Source organism: Alkalilimnicola ehrlichii, assembly GCF_003399765.1.
GTDB lineage: Bacteria > Pseudomonadota > Gammaproteobacteria > Nitrococcales > AK92 > AK92.
Window position 1 is genome coordinate 175,448 of the sequence record NZ_NFZV01000002.1, and the last position, 17,504, is coordinate 192,951.

General features: G+C 59.0%; 13 protein-coding genes and 2 pseudogenes. 8 read left to right on the forward strand and 7 right to left on the reverse strand.

Annotation, left to right across the window (positions count from 1 at the left end; genetic code table 11):
* Positions 1–44: 44 nt before the first annotated feature.
* From CAI21_RS03210 to cysP, 6 genes and pseudogenes are all read right to left on the reverse strand, one after another.
* Positions 45–1,687, reverse strand: a pseudogene (locus tag CAI21_RS03210) (methyl-accepting chemotaxis protein).
* Positions 1,688–1,846: 159 nt separating this feature from the next.
* Positions 1,847–2,743 carry a methyl-accepting chemotaxis protein gene (locus CAI21_RS03215; protein ID WP_116300966.1) on the reverse strand — a complete coding sequence of 299 codons (897 nt, stop codon included), beginning with the start codon at positions 2,741–2,743 and terminating at the stop codon, positions 1,847–1,849.
* Positions 2,677–3,321 carry a hypothetical protein gene (locus CAI21_RS03220; RefSeq protein WP_116300967.1) on the reverse strand — a complete coding sequence of 215 codons (645 nt, stop codon included), beginning with the start codon at positions 3,319–3,321 and terminating at the stop codon, positions 2,677–2,679. Before CAI21_RS03220 ends, CAI21_RS03215 begins: the two co-directional genes overlap by 67 nt.
* Before the next feature lie 360 nt (positions 3,322–3,681).
* Entirely contained in the window at positions 3,682–4,521 is an 840-nt protein-coding gene (gene cysW / locus CAI21_RS03225) for a sulfate ABC transporter permease subunit CysW (protein ID WP_116300968.1), read from the reverse strand.
* A complete protein-coding gene (gene cysT, locus CAI21_RS03230; protein ID WP_116300969.1) occupies positions 4,521–5,372 on the reverse strand; it encodes a sulfate ABC transporter permease subunit CysT in 852 nt (283 codons plus the stop codon). The genes cysW and cysT overlap by 1 nt, the downstream gene beginning before the upstream one ends.
* A gap of 107 nt (positions 5,373–5,479) precedes the next feature.
* Positions 5,480–6,490 carry a thiosulfate ABC transporter substrate-binding protein CysP gene (gene cysP, locus CAI21_RS03235; protein ID WP_258867961.1) on the reverse strand — a complete coding sequence of 337 codons (1,011 nt, stop codon included), beginning with the start codon at positions 6,488–6,490 and terminating at the stop codon, positions 5,480–5,482.
* A gap of 219 nt (positions 6,491–6,709) precedes the next feature.
* Here cysP and CAI21_RS03240 point away from each other — a divergent pair, with 219 nt between their 5' ends.
* Positions 6,710–7,801: a sulfate/molybdate ABC transporter ATP-binding protein gene (locus tag CAI21_RS03240; protein WP_116300970.1), complete on the forward strand. Its 1,092-nt coding sequence runs from the start codon at positions 6,710–6,712 to the stop codon at positions 7,799–7,801.
* 409 nt (positions 7,802–8,210) lie between these two features.
* Positions 8,211–8,558, forward strand: a complete 348-nt coding sequence (locus tag CAI21_RS03245; protein WP_116300971.1) for a DUF805 domain-containing protein — start codon at positions 8,211–8,213, stop codon at positions 8,556–8,558.
* A 59-nt stretch (positions 8,559–8,617) separates the two neighbouring features.
* On the opposite strand, the gene CAI21_RS03250 is transcribed toward CAI21_RS03245, so the two are convergent.
* Positions 8,618–9,283, reverse strand: coding sequence for a TetR/AcrR family transcriptional regulator (locus CAI21_RS03250; protein WP_116300972.1), 666 nt, complete (start codon positions 9,281–9,283; stop codon positions 8,618–8,620).
* 140 nt (positions 9,284–9,423) lie between these two features.
* On the opposite strand from CAI21_RS03250, the gene CAI21_RS03255 reads away from it, so the two are divergent.
* The 6 genes and pseudogenes from CAI21_RS03255 to CAI21_RS03275 all read left to right on the forward strand — a co-directional run bounded on the left by CAI21_RS03255 (position 9,424) and on the right by CAI21_RS03275 (position 17,477).
* The gene (locus CAI21_RS03255) at positions 9,424–11,916 is read left to right on the forward strand and encodes an acyl-CoA dehydrogenase (protein ID WP_116300973.1); all 2,493 of its coding nucleotides are present in this window, start codon (positions 9,424–9,426) and stop codon (positions 11,914–11,916) included.
* Between the two features lie 118 nt (positions 11,917–12,034).
* Positions 12,035–13,065: pseudogene (locus tag CAI21_RS24580) on the forward strand (AMP-binding protein); the annotation flags it as partial.
* Between the two features lie 231 nt (positions 13,066–13,296).
* Positions 13,297–13,812, forward strand: a complete 516-nt coding sequence (locus tag CAI21_RS24585; RefSeq protein ID WP_258868897.1) for an AMP-binding enzyme — start codon at positions 13,297–13,299, stop codon at positions 13,810–13,812.
* Positions 13,790–15,073 (forward strand): acetyl-CoA C-acetyltransferase, encoded by a 1,284-nt coding sequence (locus CAI21_RS03265; RefSeq protein WP_258867962.1) that lies wholly within the window; start codon positions 13,790–13,792, stop codon positions 15,071–15,073. Before CAI21_RS24585 ends, CAI21_RS03265 begins: the two co-directional genes overlap by 23 nt.
* Before the next feature lie 3 nt (positions 15,074–15,076).
* A complete protein-coding gene (locus CAI21_RS03270; RefSeq protein ID WP_116300974.1) occupies positions 15,077–16,426 on the forward strand; it encodes a 3-oxoacyl-ACP reductase in 1,350 nt (449 codons plus the stop codon).
* A 181-nt stretch (positions 16,427–16,607) separates the two neighbouring features.
* Entirely contained in the window at positions 16,608–17,477 is an 870-nt protein-coding gene (locus CAI21_RS03275) for a MaoC family dehydratase (protein ID WP_116300975.1), read from the forward strand.
* Positions 17,478–17,504: the final 27 nt, after the last annotated feature.

Sequence of the window (17,504 nt, forward strand, 5' to 3'; positions counted from 1 at the left end):
CCCGGGGGGCGGCAGAGCGCAGCCCCCACGATTGGTTTGCTGCGTTAAAAGCGTAGCCGCGCCACACCCTTGCGTAGGCTCTCGCCGGCTTGGTTGAGGCCGTCGGCCGAGTGGCGCACGTTCTGCATCGTCTCGGTGTTGGCCGCCGCCGCATCGCGGATGCCGGTTAAGCGGCGGTTGATCTCGTCCGCCGTCGCCGCCTGCTCTTCCGCTGCGCTGGCGATTTGGCCGTTCATGTCGTTGATCGTCTGCACCGCTTCGGTAATCGCCTGGAAGGCCTGGTCCGTCCGCTCGGAACGCTCCACCGTCGTCCGCGCCTCTTCCGATCGTGCCGCCATCGATTCCGCCACCTGCTCGGTGCCCTGCTGGATGCGCTCGATGATCGCGCGGATCTCTTCCGTCGAGTCTCGCGTGCGCAGCGCCAGCGTGCGCACCTCGTCGGCCACCACCGCAAAGCCCCGGCCGTGATCGCCCGCGCGGCTGCTTCGATCGCCGCATTCAGCGCCAGCAGATTGGTCTGCTCGCTCACGCCATTGATCATCTCCAACACGCTGTCGACATTGGCCGAGTCCTGCCGCAGCCGCTCCACCACTTCCCGCGAGCGCTCCAGCTCCGCCGCCAAGCGGGCAACCGCATCGCGGCTTTCGTTCATCGTCAGCGCGCCGTGCTGGGTTTCTTCCTGCGCCCGCGCGGCGGCGGCCGCGCCGTCCTGAGCGTTGCGCGCCACCTCTTGCACGGTGGAGGTCATCTCGTTCATCGCGCTGGCTAAATCATCCACATCGGCATGCTGCGAGCGCACGTTGCCTTCGGCGTCGTTGGCCAGTTGGTTAAGCTGGGTGGCCGAAGCACTCACCGTCTGCGCGTGGTCCCCGGTATCGCGCACCACTTGCTGGAGCAAGCCGAATAAGCTGTTGAAGGACTGGGAAAGAACGGCCAGTTCGTCGCGACCGCTATCGTCCATACGATGGGTTAAGTCAACCGGCTCCTTAGCGGCCTCTTCTATCCTGCCGATCGTATAGCGCAAAGGCCTGGTGATGCTGCTGATGACCGTCCAGCCGACTACCAGCAAAAACACCAAACCGACGCCGCCGATCAGCGAGGTTCGCAATAATTGGCTGTTAACCTCGGCGTTGATGTCGGCCATATAGACGCCGCTGGCGACAATGTAACCCCACGGCTCGAATAAGAGGCCTTCGGAGACTTTCAGTATCGCCTCCTCCTCGCTCGCTCCCGGCCGCGGCCAGTAGTACTCGATACGCCCCCGACCGTTGGCCCGCACATCGTTGGTCAGCGTTCTGATGAAGGTATTGCCGGCGGTATCTTCAATCGAGTTGAGATTCTCCCCTTCCAACGCCGGCACGTAGGGATGCATGATCATAACGGGCCGTAAATCATGGACCCAGAGATACTCGTTGCCGAAATAGCGAATTTCTCTAAGAATACCCAGCGCTTGGGTCTTCGCTTCGGACTCGCTCAACGCCCCGCTCGCCGCCAACCCGTGATAGTGCTCCAGCACGTGCATACTGGTGTCTAACACCGCACCAGCTTGCTGCAAGCGTTCTTCCTGCAAGGTCGCCCGCATGGACAGTAATGTTGCCATCAGCGTGACGATCAACACGCCGATAGCAAGCCCCAAGGTCAACCAGATGCGTTGACTAATCAGTAAGCGGCGAAACAATTGCTGCATAGCGAAGCCTCCTCCTCAGCCTATCGCCGCAACCCAGGGGGCGTATTATTGTATTTTATTTGGTCCGGCATGCCGTTCGGGCGGTTGGCACCGCTTCTGCGCCAACCGCCCGAACAGGATGCCTGACTTACTGCCGCTCCTGCTGCGGTTTATTATCAACTAGTTCAATTTTAAATCTTGCACCTTCCCGGACAGCTCTGCCATCAGCCGATCTACATTCGTAATCGACTCGGCAATTTCCCGCGTCACTTGGCTTACCTCGGCCATTGCCCGACTCATTTCCTCGACATCGCCCGCTACGGCCTGATTCTCCCGCGATAGCGCTTCGCCCGTCGTCGCCACTTCGGCAATCAAACCGGACACGCGCCGAGTATGCTCGACAATTTCGCGTAGTCCTTGATCAGCACTAGCGGCATTTTCTCGGCCTTCTTGAACGCGCTCGCTACTTTCGCGCATTGCCTCCAGCGCGGCTTCGGTTTGCGTCACGACATTTAAAATACGATCGCCAATTCGGCCGGTCGCTTCGTGCGTGTTATTCGCTAAGCGTTTCACCTCCTCCGCCACCACGCCGAAACCCTTACCCATTTCGCCGGCACGAGCCGCTTCGATCTGCGCATTCAAAGCCAGCAGGTTGGTTTGCTTAGCAATGGTATGGATCTCATCCACCGTTTGCCGGATGTCCTGAGTAAAGCCGCCCAGCTCTTCCATTTGCTCCGCGGCCTTGGTGACCATGACAGCGACATGCTGCATGTCATCGACGGTTTTCTGGATCACTTCCGCCCAGCGTTGAGCGGCTTCCTCGGCCTGACTAGCTTCCTGCGCCGACGTCGTCGTTCGCTCCGTATGCTGCTCGCTAAGGTGCGCCATACGCTCTACGGCGCGCGCCGCCGAAGCCGCCATCGCCGACTGTGTTTCCACCGTCTTCGCCACCCGGTTGGTGCGACTGGAGATCTCAGCGGTTTCTTTCGCACCGACCGTAGAGGATTGGTTTACTTGGCGCAGAATATCCTGCAATCGGACACTGGTTTGTTCGGCTTCCTGGCGGGCACCCTCCATTTCGCCAAAGCCGGATTTTTGGCACGTTCGAATAACACCGATAGCCCGAATAAAAGCAGGGTCAGGCCGATCAGGGAGCTTACCCGCAACCCCCAAAGCGCCTCCTCCGGAATCAACTCCAAAGGCTGAATAGCACCGGTGCTTTCCAATAATGCGAATAGAACAATCTGCGCAACGATGACGCCAGTCCACGTCATGCCGACCCGTAAGCCACCGAGGAAGATAGCGATAATCGGAATCCCGGTCAGCCAGAACGGCGTTGAGGCCATGAAACCGGTATCGATGTAAGAGGTCCAGATAAGAACGGCGTTAATGGTAAAGATGGCTACATCCCGAAACAGCGTCGTCCGCCCGGTGACGCGATGCATAATCGGAATGAGTATGGCAACGATGGTAGCAATGGCCATGCCGATCGCTGCTAACGGCACCCCTAGCTGTATGTAGCGAAAGGTAAAAATAAGCGCGGCTACCGCCAAAATACCCGACATACCCACTAACGAACGCGCACGAGTATATGTCTCGGGCTCCCCCATCGCCGATGGCGGTACCAACTTATCCAACATGTTATTGAAAGACACCCTTGTCCCTCCATTCCCCCCAAGAAATCGTATTCGCTCAGCCTATGAAGACGAACGTTCATTCACTCTATCGACAAGGATGAAAAGAACTTGACAAAGTAGGAAAAATTAGGCGCTTCGAAACGCATCGAAATAATTTATACACACCTTCTGAAACACTTTGACTCGAAAGTGTCAAGATCTCGGCGGTGTTTTTTCTATGCGCGTAAGTTATTGTTTTTTATGATCCATAAGCGAGTGTCTAAAAACTGAACAATTTAAGACAGAGCTAACCGGTATGGGCAGTTAGTAACGTTTCCACCGTTTTGTTCACAGACTTATCCACAGAAAATGTGGAAAACTTAACACGTTCTAGATTGCTCAAATTTTGGCCAGATTCCGCCGCTGCTTCCATTCGGCGAGGCTCTTAAGGACGAGCGTCAACACCGCCAAACCCGCCAATAGGGAAGCCGCCGCAAAAGCACCGGCCATATTGTGCTCGTCGAACAGCTGCTGGACGTAGAGCGGCAACGTGTTTGTCTCGCCGCGGATATTGCCTGATACCACCGCTACCGCACCGAACTCCCCCATCGCCCGCGCATTACAGAGGATGATTCCGTAAATCAGCGCCCATTTGATATTAGGCAGAGTTACCCGCCAAAAGGTTTGCCAACCGCTTGCGCCCATAACGCGCGCGGCCTCCTCTTCTTCCGTGCCTTGAGCCTGCATGAAAGGGATCAGTTCGCGGGCAACGAAGGGGCTGGTGACGAATACGGTCACTAAAACGATACCCGTTACCGTGAACATGACCTGTAGATCATGCTGCTCTAGCCAGCCGCCGATCCAGCCGCCGGAACCGTACAGCATGAGGTACATCACGCCGGCAACGACGGGCGAGACGGAGAAAGGGATATCGATAAACGTTTGCAATATACGCCGGCCAGGAAAACGAAAACGGGTAATGGCCCAGGCAGCCGATACTCCGAAAACCGTATTAACCGGTACGGCAATAGCGGCAGCGAGCAGGGTTAATTTTATGGCGTGCAGAGCCTCGGGGTCGGTGATGTTTTGCACATACACTTCCCACCCCCGAGAAAGCGCCTGCGCGAACACAGCCAGCAACGGCAAGACAATGACCACCAGCGTCATCAACAGCGCTAGCCCGATCAGCAACCGCCGCCCCCAAGGATTAACGGACCTTACGTTATGTTGCGCGCTCATTATCCGTTTCGCTCCTGATGGCGGTAGACATACCCCTGCAAAATATTAATAACCAAGAGCATCAGTAAGGCAGCCGCCAAGACCACGGACGCAATCGCTGCGGCGGCGCCGAAGTTGTATTCTTCCAAACGCGTCATGATCAACAAGGCGGTGATTTCAGTTTCGAACGGCATGTTACCGGCGATAAAAATAATCGCCCCGAACTCGCCAAGGCTACGCGCAAAAGACAACGCAAACCCAGCCATAACGGCGGGCAATATCATCGGGAATATAACCCTGGCAAAAACCTGCAAGGCGTTTGCCCCCAGACTTGCCGCCGCTTCTTCCACCTCCGGCTCCATATCTTCCAAAACCGGCTGCACGGAGCGCACCACAAATGGCGCGCTGGTGAATGCCATGGCGGCAATAATGCCAAGCTGGGTATAGGCCACCTCGATACCGAGCGGCGTAAGGAACTGCCCCAACCAGCCATCGCGACTGAATAAAAATGTCAGCGACAAACCAGCCACGGCAGTGGGTAATGCGAACGGAATATCGACCAGAGCATCGAGGAATCCGCGCCCGAAGAACTCATACCGGGTCAGCACCCAAGCGAGCAATACGCCGAATACGCAGTTAAATAGCGATGCCGCTAACGCCGAAGTCAGGGTAACGCGGTAAGTGGCCACCGCCCGCTCGCTACTAATCACATGCCAGAACTCGGCCGGCCCCAAACTCGCCGCCTGCATCAGCAATGCCGATAACGGCAACATGATAACCAGGCTAATGAACAAAAGGGTTGTACCCATCGTTAGCCCGAATCCGGGCAGCACCCGCTTGCTGCGGGGCCTGCCCCCTACTACGCCCTGCATACCCGAATCACGCCTCTAGAAATGCCGAAATGGCGCTCGCCTAACGCGAGACAGCCGGTGCCTGTTGGCACCGGCTGTCTCGTTTTGCCGACAAGCAGGATACGGAATCAACGCCGCCGTGCGTTCCGCTGAGCCTGATCCAAGGTGCCGCCGTCGCGGAAATGCCGCTCTTGGGCTTCGCTCCAGCTGCCGAAGACCTCTTCGGCACGGAACAGCTCTACCTCCGGGAAGCGCTCGGCATGTGTCGCGGCGACGTTCTCGTCGTTCACCCGATAATAAAAGCTTGCGAGGATCTCCTGCGCCGGCTCGCTGTAGAGAAATTCGGTATAAGCTTCGGCCAGCTCGCGACTGCCGCGACGATCGACAACGCGATCGACCACGGCAACGGGGAACTCGGCCAGCAGGCTACGCGACGGCACGACGACTTCGAAGCGCTCCTCGCCGTATTCGTCGACCATATTGTTTACTTCTGACTCGAAGGTAATCAGCACATCGCCGATATTGCGCTCTACGAACGTGGTCGTCGCGCCGCGACCGCCGGTGTCGAAAACCCGCACGTTACCGACGAGCCGAGTCACGAAATCCATGATCTGTTCTTCATTGCCATCGTATAACGCGTCGGCATAGCCCCACGCGGCAAGATAAGTGTAGCGACCGTTACCGGAAGTCTTCGGATTGGGGAAAACGATCTGCACATCGTCGCGCACGAGGTCGTCCCAATCCTGGATATTCTTCGGATTTCCGGCACGAACCAGAAAAGCCGGCAAGGAATAATAAGGAGATGCCTGATTCGGCAAGCGCTCCTGCCAGTCCTCGCCGATATGACCGCTATCGACCAACGCCAAGATGTCGGTGGTTTGGTTAAAGGTCACCACATCCGCGCTCAAACCTTGCATAATCGAACGCGCCTGGCGGGAAGAGCCGCCGTGCGATTGCCGAATGGTCGGGCGCTGCCCCGTTTCGGCCTCGTATTGCTCGGCAAACAACGGATTTAGCGCCTGGAATAATTCACGGCCGATATCGTAGGAGGAGTTCAGTATCGTATCTTCGGCGGCGGCCGGAGCTACGATAAGCCCGCTCAAGGCGACGGCAGCTAACAACTTACGAAACATCAGCATAATCAACTCGGCTTTTAAGAATTTATGACGCTATAGCCTACCCAACCTTCGCATAAGCCGAAAATAATAGTTCCTCATGCTCTTATACCCATAGCGCATATAAAGAGCACCCAACCAAGCCCCTTGGCATATAAAGGCTTGTTATAAGCAGGTGCTGACTCGGTATTTTTCCTTTCCGGGCAAGTACCGTAGACTGCCCGCAGGCAATAGGGCGTCATTATGAGCATCGAAGTCAGAGACATACAAAAGCGCTTTGGTCGGTTCACCGCAGTCGACGGTGTGAACCTTCACTTTCCGGAAGGCAAACTCACGGCGCTGCTCGGCCCTTCCGGTTCGGGGAAAACCACCCTGTTACGAATGATCGCCGGCCTGGAGCAGGCTGACAGCGGCATGGTGCTGTTCAATGGAGAAGACACCACACATGTGCACGTCAGCCGCCGCGGCGTCGGTTTCGTGTTCCAGCATTACGCCCTGTTCAAGCACATGACAGTGTTCGATAACGTCGCCTTCGGACTCACCGTCAAACCGCGCCGGGAGCGTCCCGCCAAGGCCGAGATCGAAAACCGGGTTCATCGCTTACTCCAGCTCGTGCAGCTCGAGTGGACGGCGAACCGCTACCCTTCGCAGCTATCGGGCGGCCAACGGCAGCGCATTGCCCTGGCACGCGCCTTAGCGACCGAACCGCGAGTGTTACTTCTCGACGAACCCTTCGGCGCATTGGACGCCAAAGTGCGCACCGAGCTACGTCGCTGGTTACGCCGCCTGCACGATGAAATTCACGTCACCAGCATATTCGTAACGCACGATCAAGAAGAAGCCGTGGACGTCGCCGACAAAATCGTGATCATGAATCACGGCCGGATAGAGCAAGAAGGCTCGCCGGAGGAGGTTTACGATAATCCGGCGAGTCCTTTTGTGTTTGATTTTCTGGGTCAGGTCAACCGCTTCTACGGCCATATTCGCCAAGGCCAGGCCGAAATCGGCGATTGGACGCTACCAAGCCCGGAACATGCCGAAGTCGCCAACGCGCCGGCGGTGGCTTATGTCCGCCCGCACGAGCTTGAAGTGCATCCCGACAGCGATCCGGCCACCGGCGTCAGCCTCGCGGCAACGCTTGCGGACATCACGTCGTTAGGGGCCACGATTCGCCTGGAGCTTGTCGCCCCGGAAAGTCAGGAACCGATCTACAGCGAACTGAGCAAAGAAGCGTTCGTGCAGCTGAACATACAAACGGGCGACACCGTTTGGTTGCGGCCGAAAAAAGCTCGCGTCTTCCTCCAGCCCCGCCAGCGCGCCGCACAAGCGGCTTGAGCGCAGACGCCCGCTGCCACCTCGACCTCGGGCAGAGACGACGAGGCAGCGGGTAAATACGTCCTTCATTCGTGTATCCCCTACGCTATCCCACTGAAGTTAAAGACACCCCTGCGTTTACCCCCGTTAGCGGCTAAAGCCGACCGAAAATCCGTCGATAGATCTTAGTGAAACACTGGACAACTCCCTTGCCCCTCTGCGATCCGCGAAGGGTGCAGCGGCCAATGCCGCTCTCGGCGAGAGTCCATAGCTCTTTTATATTATAATTTCCGCGACTGCTTTCCGAAGCGGACCAGCGGGATAAGAGAATTGTTCAGTGTTTCCTTAACGAGTGTCGCACTCAACGGGGCCCGCCCGCCTGTGAGGCGCGCCGCTTCAACCACTGCTAGAAACCAAAAGGTAGTCAATAATGCAACACTTCCTGGACGCCATTAAGCAATATGCCGACTTCTCCGGCCGCGCCACTCGTACCCAGTATTGGATGTATATCCTGTTTTACATGATCTTCTATGTGGTGGCGGCCGTTATCGATGCCGTGATCGGCATTGGTATCTTTACGGCGGTGTATGCACTGGGCTTGCTCATCCCGAGCCTTGCCATCGCTGCACGCCGCCTGCACGATACCAACCGCAGCGGCTGGTGGCAGCTGATTGCGCTGGTTCCGCTTGTCGGCCTTGTCCTGATCTACTTCCTGGTTCTGGATAGCGACGACGACAACCGCTTCGGCCCGAACCCGAAGAAAGAAGCGGCAGCTTAACGGCCCGTTAAGCACCGGTACTCTGCCGTGGCGTAGCCTTATGGCTACCCACGGCGGGGTTAGACCTTCTCTCGCGCTATGGCTTGGCTGCCTTTGATAATTGCTTGGAAAATACCGGTAATACGGCGCTCCATTTGCTCCCGGCTCAGACCGGTGCCGCCGCTTAACCACTCCACCAGCAATTCGTTGCTGGCTCCAACCAGCGCAATGCCACTCAATTGGTAATCCGCTTCCGGCAACACGCCCTCCGCTGCCAATTTATCGGCAAACTGCGCTACCAAGCCGGCAAATTGCCGGATCGCCGCCCGCCGTTTCTCTTCCATAGCAGGGCTGACGCCGACGGTTTCGACGAGAGCGATCCGCGCCCGTTCGGGGTTGTTCATGCAAAAGCGGGCAAAGGCCGTCAGGGCCGCCAGCGTACCCGCTAACGCACCTTCCTGCCCGCTGCCCTCAAAAGCCTGCAAAACCTCGTTAAAGGCATCTCGGATGAACGCATCGAACAACGCACCGAGGAGTTCTTCGCGCGAACTGAAATGTTCGTAGAAATGTCGTGTTGATACACGGCCAGCGCTACATAGGCGATCTATCGACGTGGCGCCGTAACCGTCGCTGCCGATCAACTCCTCGCCAGCCTGCAAAAGTCGCTCGCGCCGCTCGGCTTTCAATTGTTCCGTCGTTTGGCCTCGATATTTTCTAACCGGCCGGGCCGTATTTGCGTCTGTCATATGTCCCTTCCGTCCGTTTCGTCGTCTACGGCACGTAGCTTACGCCAAAAGCCTCTGCAATAGGCATGAAGTTATTGACTTGCGGAAGCATAGCTCAGCATACTCGGGAAATAACACCTTCCGGAAAGGAGTCTTTTCTTATGGGGTATAGCTTACTTATTGCGCTGCTCGCGCTCTACGCGGTCTTGCTTTACCGAGGGATTGGCTTACTGGGTTTCACTTTGGCAACAGCCGCCGCGCTGGGCTTGGCGGCCGGCTTCGGCTGGCTTGGCACCGTTGGCATCGTCGTTGCTGCGCTGATTTTCTTCCCGCTGGCGGTCGTGCTGAATGCAACCAGGCTGCGCCAAACACTTCTTACTGCGCCGGTACTGAGAGCCTTCCGGAAAGTGCTGCCCACTATGTCCAGCACCGAGCGGGAGGCTTTGGAAGCGGGCGACACCTGGTGGGAGGCCGAACTGTTCCAAGGCAAACCTGACTGGCGCAAACTGCAACAGTTCGATTACACGCGTTTAACCGACGAAGAGAAACGCTTTCTCAACGAAGAAACCGAAACGCTGTGCGGGATGATCGACGAGTGGGAAGTACACTTCGAACAAAAGGATCTTCCCGCCGCAGTTTGGGACTATATACGCAACCGCGGTTTCTTCGGCATGCTGATCAGCAAGCAACATGGCGGCTTGGGCTTCTCTGCCCTGGCACAGTCTTACATCGTGGCGAAAATCGCTACCCGCTCGCCCACCGCGGCGGTGACGGTCATGGTTCCGAATTCGCTCGGCCCAGGCGAACTGATCGAGCACTACGGCACAAAAGAACAGCAAGCCTATTGGCTACCGCGCCTGGCGGAAGGCAAAGAAATTCCCTGTTTCGGCCTTACCGGGCCGGAAGTCGGCTCCGACGCAAGCTCCATTCCCGATACCGGAATCGTTTGCCGACGGCAAGTCGACGGTAAGGAAGTGCTCGGCATCAGCCTACGGTTTAACAAGCGCTATATCACGCTTGCCCCCGTCGCAACGGTGATCGGCCTCGCCTTCCGTTTACAAGACCCGGAAGGCCTACTCGGCGATACCGCCAAGGCCGACTACGGCATTACCTGCGCTTTAGTTCCGCGCGACACCCCCGGCCTGGAGATCGGCCGCCGCCACTACCCGGCCGGTGCTTTCATGAACGGCCCGCTACGCGGCGAGGATGTGTTTATACCCTTGGAGAACATTATCGGCGGACCGAAGATGGCCGGTAGCGGCTGGCGCATGCTGGTTGAGTGTTTATCCGCCGGCCGCGGCATCTCCCTGCCCGCTCTGGCAGCGGCGACCGGCATGGGCATGTATGCCGCCACCGGTGCCTATGCCGCCATCCGCCGCCAGTTCAACCTGCCCATCGGCAAGTTCGAGGGCGTACAGGAAGCCATGGGACGCATCGGCGGCCTCGCCTACAGCCTAGAGGCCTGTCGAGTGCTTACAGCCAGTGCGGTCGACCGCTGCGCGCCCTCCGTGGTCACCGCGATCATCAAGTATCACGCCACCGAAATGATGCGCCGTGTGTTGATCGACGCGATGGATATCCACGCCGGCCGCGGCATCATTATGGGGCCGCGTAATTACCTCGGTATCCCTTGGCAGCAGTTGCCCGTGGCCATTACCGTGGAAGGCGCCAACATCATGACACGCAGCCTGATCGTCTTCGGCCAGGGCGCGATCCGCTGCCATCCTTACGTCTATAAAGAAATGGAAGCGGCTCGCGCGAACGATCTGGCTGAGTTCGACCGCCTGCTCTGGAGCCATATCGGCTACTCGATCAACCGCGGCATTCGGGCGTTCGGGTTAGCCATCAGCGGCTCCCGGCTGGCACACACCCCCAGCAACAGCCCTCTCGCGCCCTACTATCGCCATGTCGAGCGTTTCTCGGCAGCGCTCGCCTTCTGTGCCGATGTAGCGATGGGCGTGCTCGGCGGCGAACTGAAACGACGCGAATCGACCTCGGCGCGTCTCGGCGACGTACTCTCCCAACTCTACATCGCCACCGCAGTGCTAAAGTTCTACGAAGAAAACGGCCAGGGCTCGCACGATCATCTTACCCATGCACGCTGGGCGCTGGATCACGCTTTAGCCGAAGCCGGCGAAGCATTGGCAGCTTTCTGCCGCAATTTCCCGCGCCCGGCGATCGGCAGCCTCTTGCGCTTGACGGTGCTGCCGTTGGGACAGCGTTTTAGGCGCCCACGCGACACACAGAACGCCGAAATCGCGCAACAGATGATGCAAATCAACGACTTCAGTCGCCGGGTTCGCGCAGAAGGCTTGGTTTACCTGGGTGGCAGCGAAGACGCCACCGGCCGCCTCGAACAGGCCTTCGACAGCTTGCAAGCCATCCAGGACGACTATGAACGCTTCCTCAAAGCCGTCTCCCGGGGCGAGGTCGGCGGAGCCGACATCGAGCAACAACTTGCGGATGCGCAGGCCAAATCGCTGCTGAACGCGCAGCAAGCGGCCGCCATAAAGGCCTACGACGCGCTCCGTTACGATGCCATCCTCACCGACGATTTCGACCCGGAGTATCTACGCGACCCATTAAGCTATAAGCAAAAACGACAAACCGACGGCGAAAAAACAACGCAACAAAGGGAAACCGCCATTTCGTAATCATTCAAGGAGGAGGAGAGCCATGCCAGCGAAACAACGTGTGGGCGTGGGCGAGCTGTTACGAGGGGCCTTGGACATCGTGCCAAGGCTCCCAACAGCCAACAAAGGCCTAGTAAACATGGCCCTAATCCGGCCGGAGCAGAAGAAATCGATCGGCCGCTTACTCGAACAACAAGCAGCGAAGCGGCCTGCTGCGCCGGCTCTGGTCGATCGCCGTCACCGCCTCAGCTACGGCGAGTTAAATCAACAAGCCAACCGGATTGCCCGCCTTCTGCACGACGGCGGCATTCGGCGCGGACAACGGGTCGGGCTTCTATTCGAAAACCGGATAGAACTACTCGTCGGTGTTGCCGCCGCCGTAAAGCTCGGCGCCGTGGCGGCGTTGTTCAACTACAACCAACGCGGCGACACGCTTGCCCACAGCCTTGACGTCAGTGCGCCGCGCGCGCTGATCGTGGGGAACGAATGCCGCGACGCTTTTGCCTCGATCGAACCAAAGCTCACGGCTAAGCTCCGAGAGAAGGCGTTTTGGGTCGCGGACGGCGACGACGACCGCCCCATCGAAGGCCTGCGTTCGCTAGCCGATACCAGTCGCGCTTATTCGCCGGCCAACCTTGCCGAAACCGCCGACGTAACCACCAGCGATGCGGCGTTTCACGTCTTCACCTCCGGCACCACCGGCCTGCCGAAAGCGGCGGTAATGTCGCACGGCCGCTGGTTAAAGGGTATGTACGGCGTCGGCCTAGCCTCATTGCGCATGAGCCCGAAAGATATCTTCTACTGCCCCTGCCCCTTTATCACAATAACGCTATCACCCTCTCCTGGGGCGCCGCGCTCGGCTCCGGGGCCTGTTTGGCGATCAGCCGCAAATTCTCCGCCACCCATTTCTGGGACGAAGTCGCCCGCTTCGATGCCACCGCCTTTTGCTATATCGGCGAGCTGTGTCGCTATCTACTCAATCAACCGGCCAGCGCAAAGGAACGCAGCCACCGAGTACGCGTAGCGTTAGGCAACGGTTTGCGCCCGGAACTCTGGGCGCGCTTTCGCGAACGTTTCGGCATTCGTCACATCAATGAATTCTACGGCGCCAGCGAATGCAACCTATTGTTTACCAATGCATTCAACATCGATCAGTCATGCGGCTTCACGCCCTTATCGTATCGCGTCGTAGCCTACGACCCGGACACCGAAAAACCCCTACGCGAAAATGGCCGGCTGAAGCGACTGGGCACCGGACAAATCGGCCTGTTGCTCACCAAGATCACCAAACGCGCGCCGTTCGACGGCTACACCAGCGAAGCGGCAAGCGAACGCAAACTAATCCGCGACGCCTTCAAAGCAGGCGACTGCTGGTTTAACACCGGCGATCTCGTTCGCCCTATGGGCTTTAAGCACGTCCAGTTCGTCGACCGTTTGGGCGATACGTTCCGCTGGAAAGGCGAAAACGTCGCCACCACCGAAGTCGAACAAGCCCTGGCCAGCTACCCGCCGATTGCCGCGGCCGCCGTCTATGGTGTCGAGGTGCCCGGCCACGAGGGCCGCGCCGGCATGGCCGCGATTACCCTGGCATCCGATACCGACTTCGCGCCGGCTAGATTGGCCGGCCACCTCAACGGCCGCCTGCCGAATTATGCCGTGCCGGTATTCCTGCGCGTTCGGGCAGCGCTGGAGACCACCAGCACCTTCAAGGTATCGAAAGTCACGCTGAAACGGGAAGGTTTCTCCCCTCACGCTATTCAAGATCGACTTTACGTGTTAGACAACACTAGCGGTAGCTATGTACCGCTCACGAAAGAAAAATACCAACAACTCGGCTATGGCCGGCCGCCTACCGGGGCGAGCCATACCTTATCGACATTGTCGGGGACTCCGCATGAACATGACACCACCGCGTAAAGTCGCCATCGTCGGCGCCAACCGCATCCCATTCGCGCGTTCGAACACCGCCTACATTAACGACAGCAACAAAAGCATGCTTGCCGCCGCCTTGCGCGGGTTGATCGAACGCTACAACCTGCAAGGCGAACAGCTCGGCGAGTTCGTCGCCGGCGCCGTGCTCAAGCATGCTCGCGATTGGAACCTGGCCCGCGAGGTGGTCATCGAGAGCCAGCTTGCGCCGACGACACCGGCTTACGATGTACAACAAGCTTGCGGCACCGGTTTGGAAGCGGCCATTCTGGTTGCCAACAAAATTGCACTCGGACAAATCGACGCCGGCATCGCCGGCGGTTCGGACACCACCTCCGACGCCCCCATCGCCGTTAACCCAGGCTTGCAGCAAGCGATGATGCGCTTCAACGGTGCGCGCACGACCGGCGACCGTTTTAAAGCCTTTGGCAAAATGCTACGCCCGCGACACCTGGTACCGGAGATTCCGCGTAACAGCGAGCCGCAAACCGGGCTTTCCATGGGCGAGCACTGCCAAATCACCGCCAAGCGCTGGAAGATCGATCGCGCGGAACAAGACGCACTGGCCATGCGCAGCCACCAGAACCTGGCCCGCTCGTATGAAGAAGGTTTCTTCGACGATTTGATAACGCCTTACCAAGGCCTTGCGCGCGACAACAACCTGCGCCCCAATACCTCGCTTGAGACCTTGGCCAAACTCAACCCCGTCTTCGACCGCGAGGCCGGCACGCTCACCGCCGGCAACAGCTCGGCTTTGACCGACGGCGCCTCCTGCGTGCTGCTCGCCTCGGAAGCATGGGCACAAGAGCGCGGGCTACCGATCCTGGCGTACTTCCGCAGCGCCGAAACGGCCGCCGTCGATTTCCGCGACGAACGAGAAGGCTTGTTGATGGCACCTACTTATGCGGTGCCGCGCATGCTAGAGAAAACCGGCTTGAGCTTCGCCGATATCGACTTCTTCGAGATTCACGAGGCCTTCGCCGCCCAGGTACTTTCTACACTTAGGGCGTGGGAAGACGAAACCTTCTGCCGCGAGCAGCTGGGGCTATCCGCTCCGCTGGGGCCGGTACCGGAGGAGCGGCTTAACGTTCGCGGCAGCAGTATCGCCACCGGCCATCCATTCGCCGCCACCGGCGGGCGCATCATCGGCCAACTGGCAAAGATGCTGGCCGAGAAAGGCGAAGGCCGTGGTTTGATATCCATTTGCGCCGCCGGTGGCCAAGGCGTCACCGCCATATTGGAGCGTTAAATCATGAATGATTATCTCGTCCAACTCAGCAACAACACCGTTGCCCGTCGCGGCTTAAAGATGATCGGCGCGCCGACGCCGCTCGCGCTCGCGCGTGCATCCGGCCCTTATCAAGAGAAGCCGCTACAGGGGAAGCGCCTACTGTTTGCCGGCAACGGTTTTCTCGCCGCCGCAGCGAAGACGGCGTTAACGCAAGCCGGCGCCGTTATCGGCGACCCGGCGCAGGCAGGCGAAGAAGATCGTTTCGACGGCATCGTGTTCGATGCCTCCGGCGTGCAACAACCCAGCGACTTACGCGCCTTATACGAGGCCTTTCACCCCATCATGCTACGGCTGGCGGAGAACAGCCGGGTCGTCGTACTGACGGGGCTACCGGAAGCGGCCAAAACCAGCGGCGAAGCGGCCTGCCGACGCGGCATCGAAGGCTTTACCCGTTCGGTCGCGAAGGAAATCGGCAAACGCGGCAGCACTGCGAATCTCCTCTACGTCGCACAAGACGCGGAAGATCGCCTCGTTATGCCGCTACGATTTTTCCTCTCCGAACACTCGACGTATGTGGACGGCCAAGCGGTGCGCGTGACGGCCGCCGCCAAGGCGCCCTCGCCGTTGCCGCTTAGTCATACGCTCGCCGATAAAACCGCGATTGTAACCGGCGCGGCCGGCGGCATCGGCGCGGCGACCGTTCGCCGGTTGGCTGCGGAAGGCGCTCATGTCATCTGCGTCGACATCCCGCCTACGCAGGAGACACTAGATGCCATCGCCAAAGACATCGGCGGCAGCGCTCTAGCGCTCGACGTGACCGCGGACGAAGCGCCCGCACAGCTCAGCCGCTTCGTTGCCGAACGCGGCGGCGTCGATATCGTGGTGCATAACGCGGGCGTGACTCGCGACAGAACGCTCGCCTATATGAAGGCAGACCTGTGGGAGCAAACCATCGCCATTAATCTAGAGGCGATCTTGCGCATCGACGCCCAGCTGCAACAAGACAACAACCTAAACGCGCAAGGCCGAATCGTCTGCCTCTCCTCCATAGCCGGGATTGCCGGCAACGCCGGCCAAACCAACTACGGGCTCACCAAAGCCGCCCTCATCGGCTACGTTGAGGCCGAAGCGCCACGACTGGCCGCGCGCGGTATCACGATCAATGCCGTGGCGCCCGGCTTTATCGAAACGTCGATGACGGCTCGCATGCCCTTCGTGATGCGCGAAGGCGCCCGCCGCCTGACCTCGCTCTCTCAGGGCGGGCAGCCGGAAGACGTTGCCGAATTGATCTGTTTTCTCGCCACCCCAGGCGCGAGCGGCATCAACGGCAATACCGTCCGGGTGTGCGGGCAATCGCTGGTTGGCGCCTAAACGCAAAGGCTTGTAACCGGCTACGGCGCGGATAAAAGCGGCAGTGCGATTTTGCCGGAGTACGGCAGCAGCGCATTGCCGCTAGGCTTCCGCCCTTAAGGAGGAGAGGTGCTGGAGAACGATGCTCAGCGCCCTTGTAAGAAGACCGTCAGAGCCTTCTCGCTGCAAGAGGTAACTCGGCATGAACGAACCTGTTGCCAGTCTTATTTTCAAACGGATGCCGTCGCCGACAAGCGGCTATATCAAAGCGGCGCTTGCACGCCGCCACGCCGGTTCCGAACCGATCATACCGCCCTTGGAGGCCCACTTGCCGGGCGTTCGGCCGCATAACGGTCAAGTCCGTCGCTATGCGGAGCTTTGCGGTTACCAGGACCGCAGCGTGCTCCCGCTCGCCTTTCCGCACGTGCTGGCCGCGCCCTTGCATCTGGCCATCCTCACCCATAATCGTTTTCCTTATCGCCTGCTAGGCGCGGTTCATGTGCGTAACAGCGTTCATCAACAACGGGCCATCGGTCTGGAGGAAACGCTCAGCATCTGGGTCGGCGTCAACGGCCAGCGGGAAGTCCGTAACGGCATCGAGTTCGATCTGGAAACGCGCATTAAAGACGTCTCGAACGACGTGGTTTGGCATAGCGTCAGCACCAACCTGATCCGCGGCAAATCGCGCAACAGCGACGGCCCGGGCTGGACACCGCCTGAGCTCGCCTCCTATCAAGCAGTTGACGATTGGCGCCTGCCCAGCCATTTGGGCCGTCGTTACGGCCGCCTGGCGGGGGATATCAACCCCATTCATTTATACCCGCTCACAGCCAAGCTATTCGGCTTCCAGCGCCACATCGCGCACGGCATGTGGACATTCTCGCGCTGCGTGGCCGCTCTGAGCGGCGCCACGGCACCACAGCGGGCCGAGGTTACGGTTACGTTCCGCAAACCGGTTTTCCTTCCCAGCCGAGTTTGCCTTTATGCCAACCGCTACGGGCGACACACCGACTACGCGCTCACCGACACAGCGCGGGAGGTTTTTCATCTGACAGGAACGCTCAAGGTGTAAGCGGATAGGGCTACAGCGTACATGCAG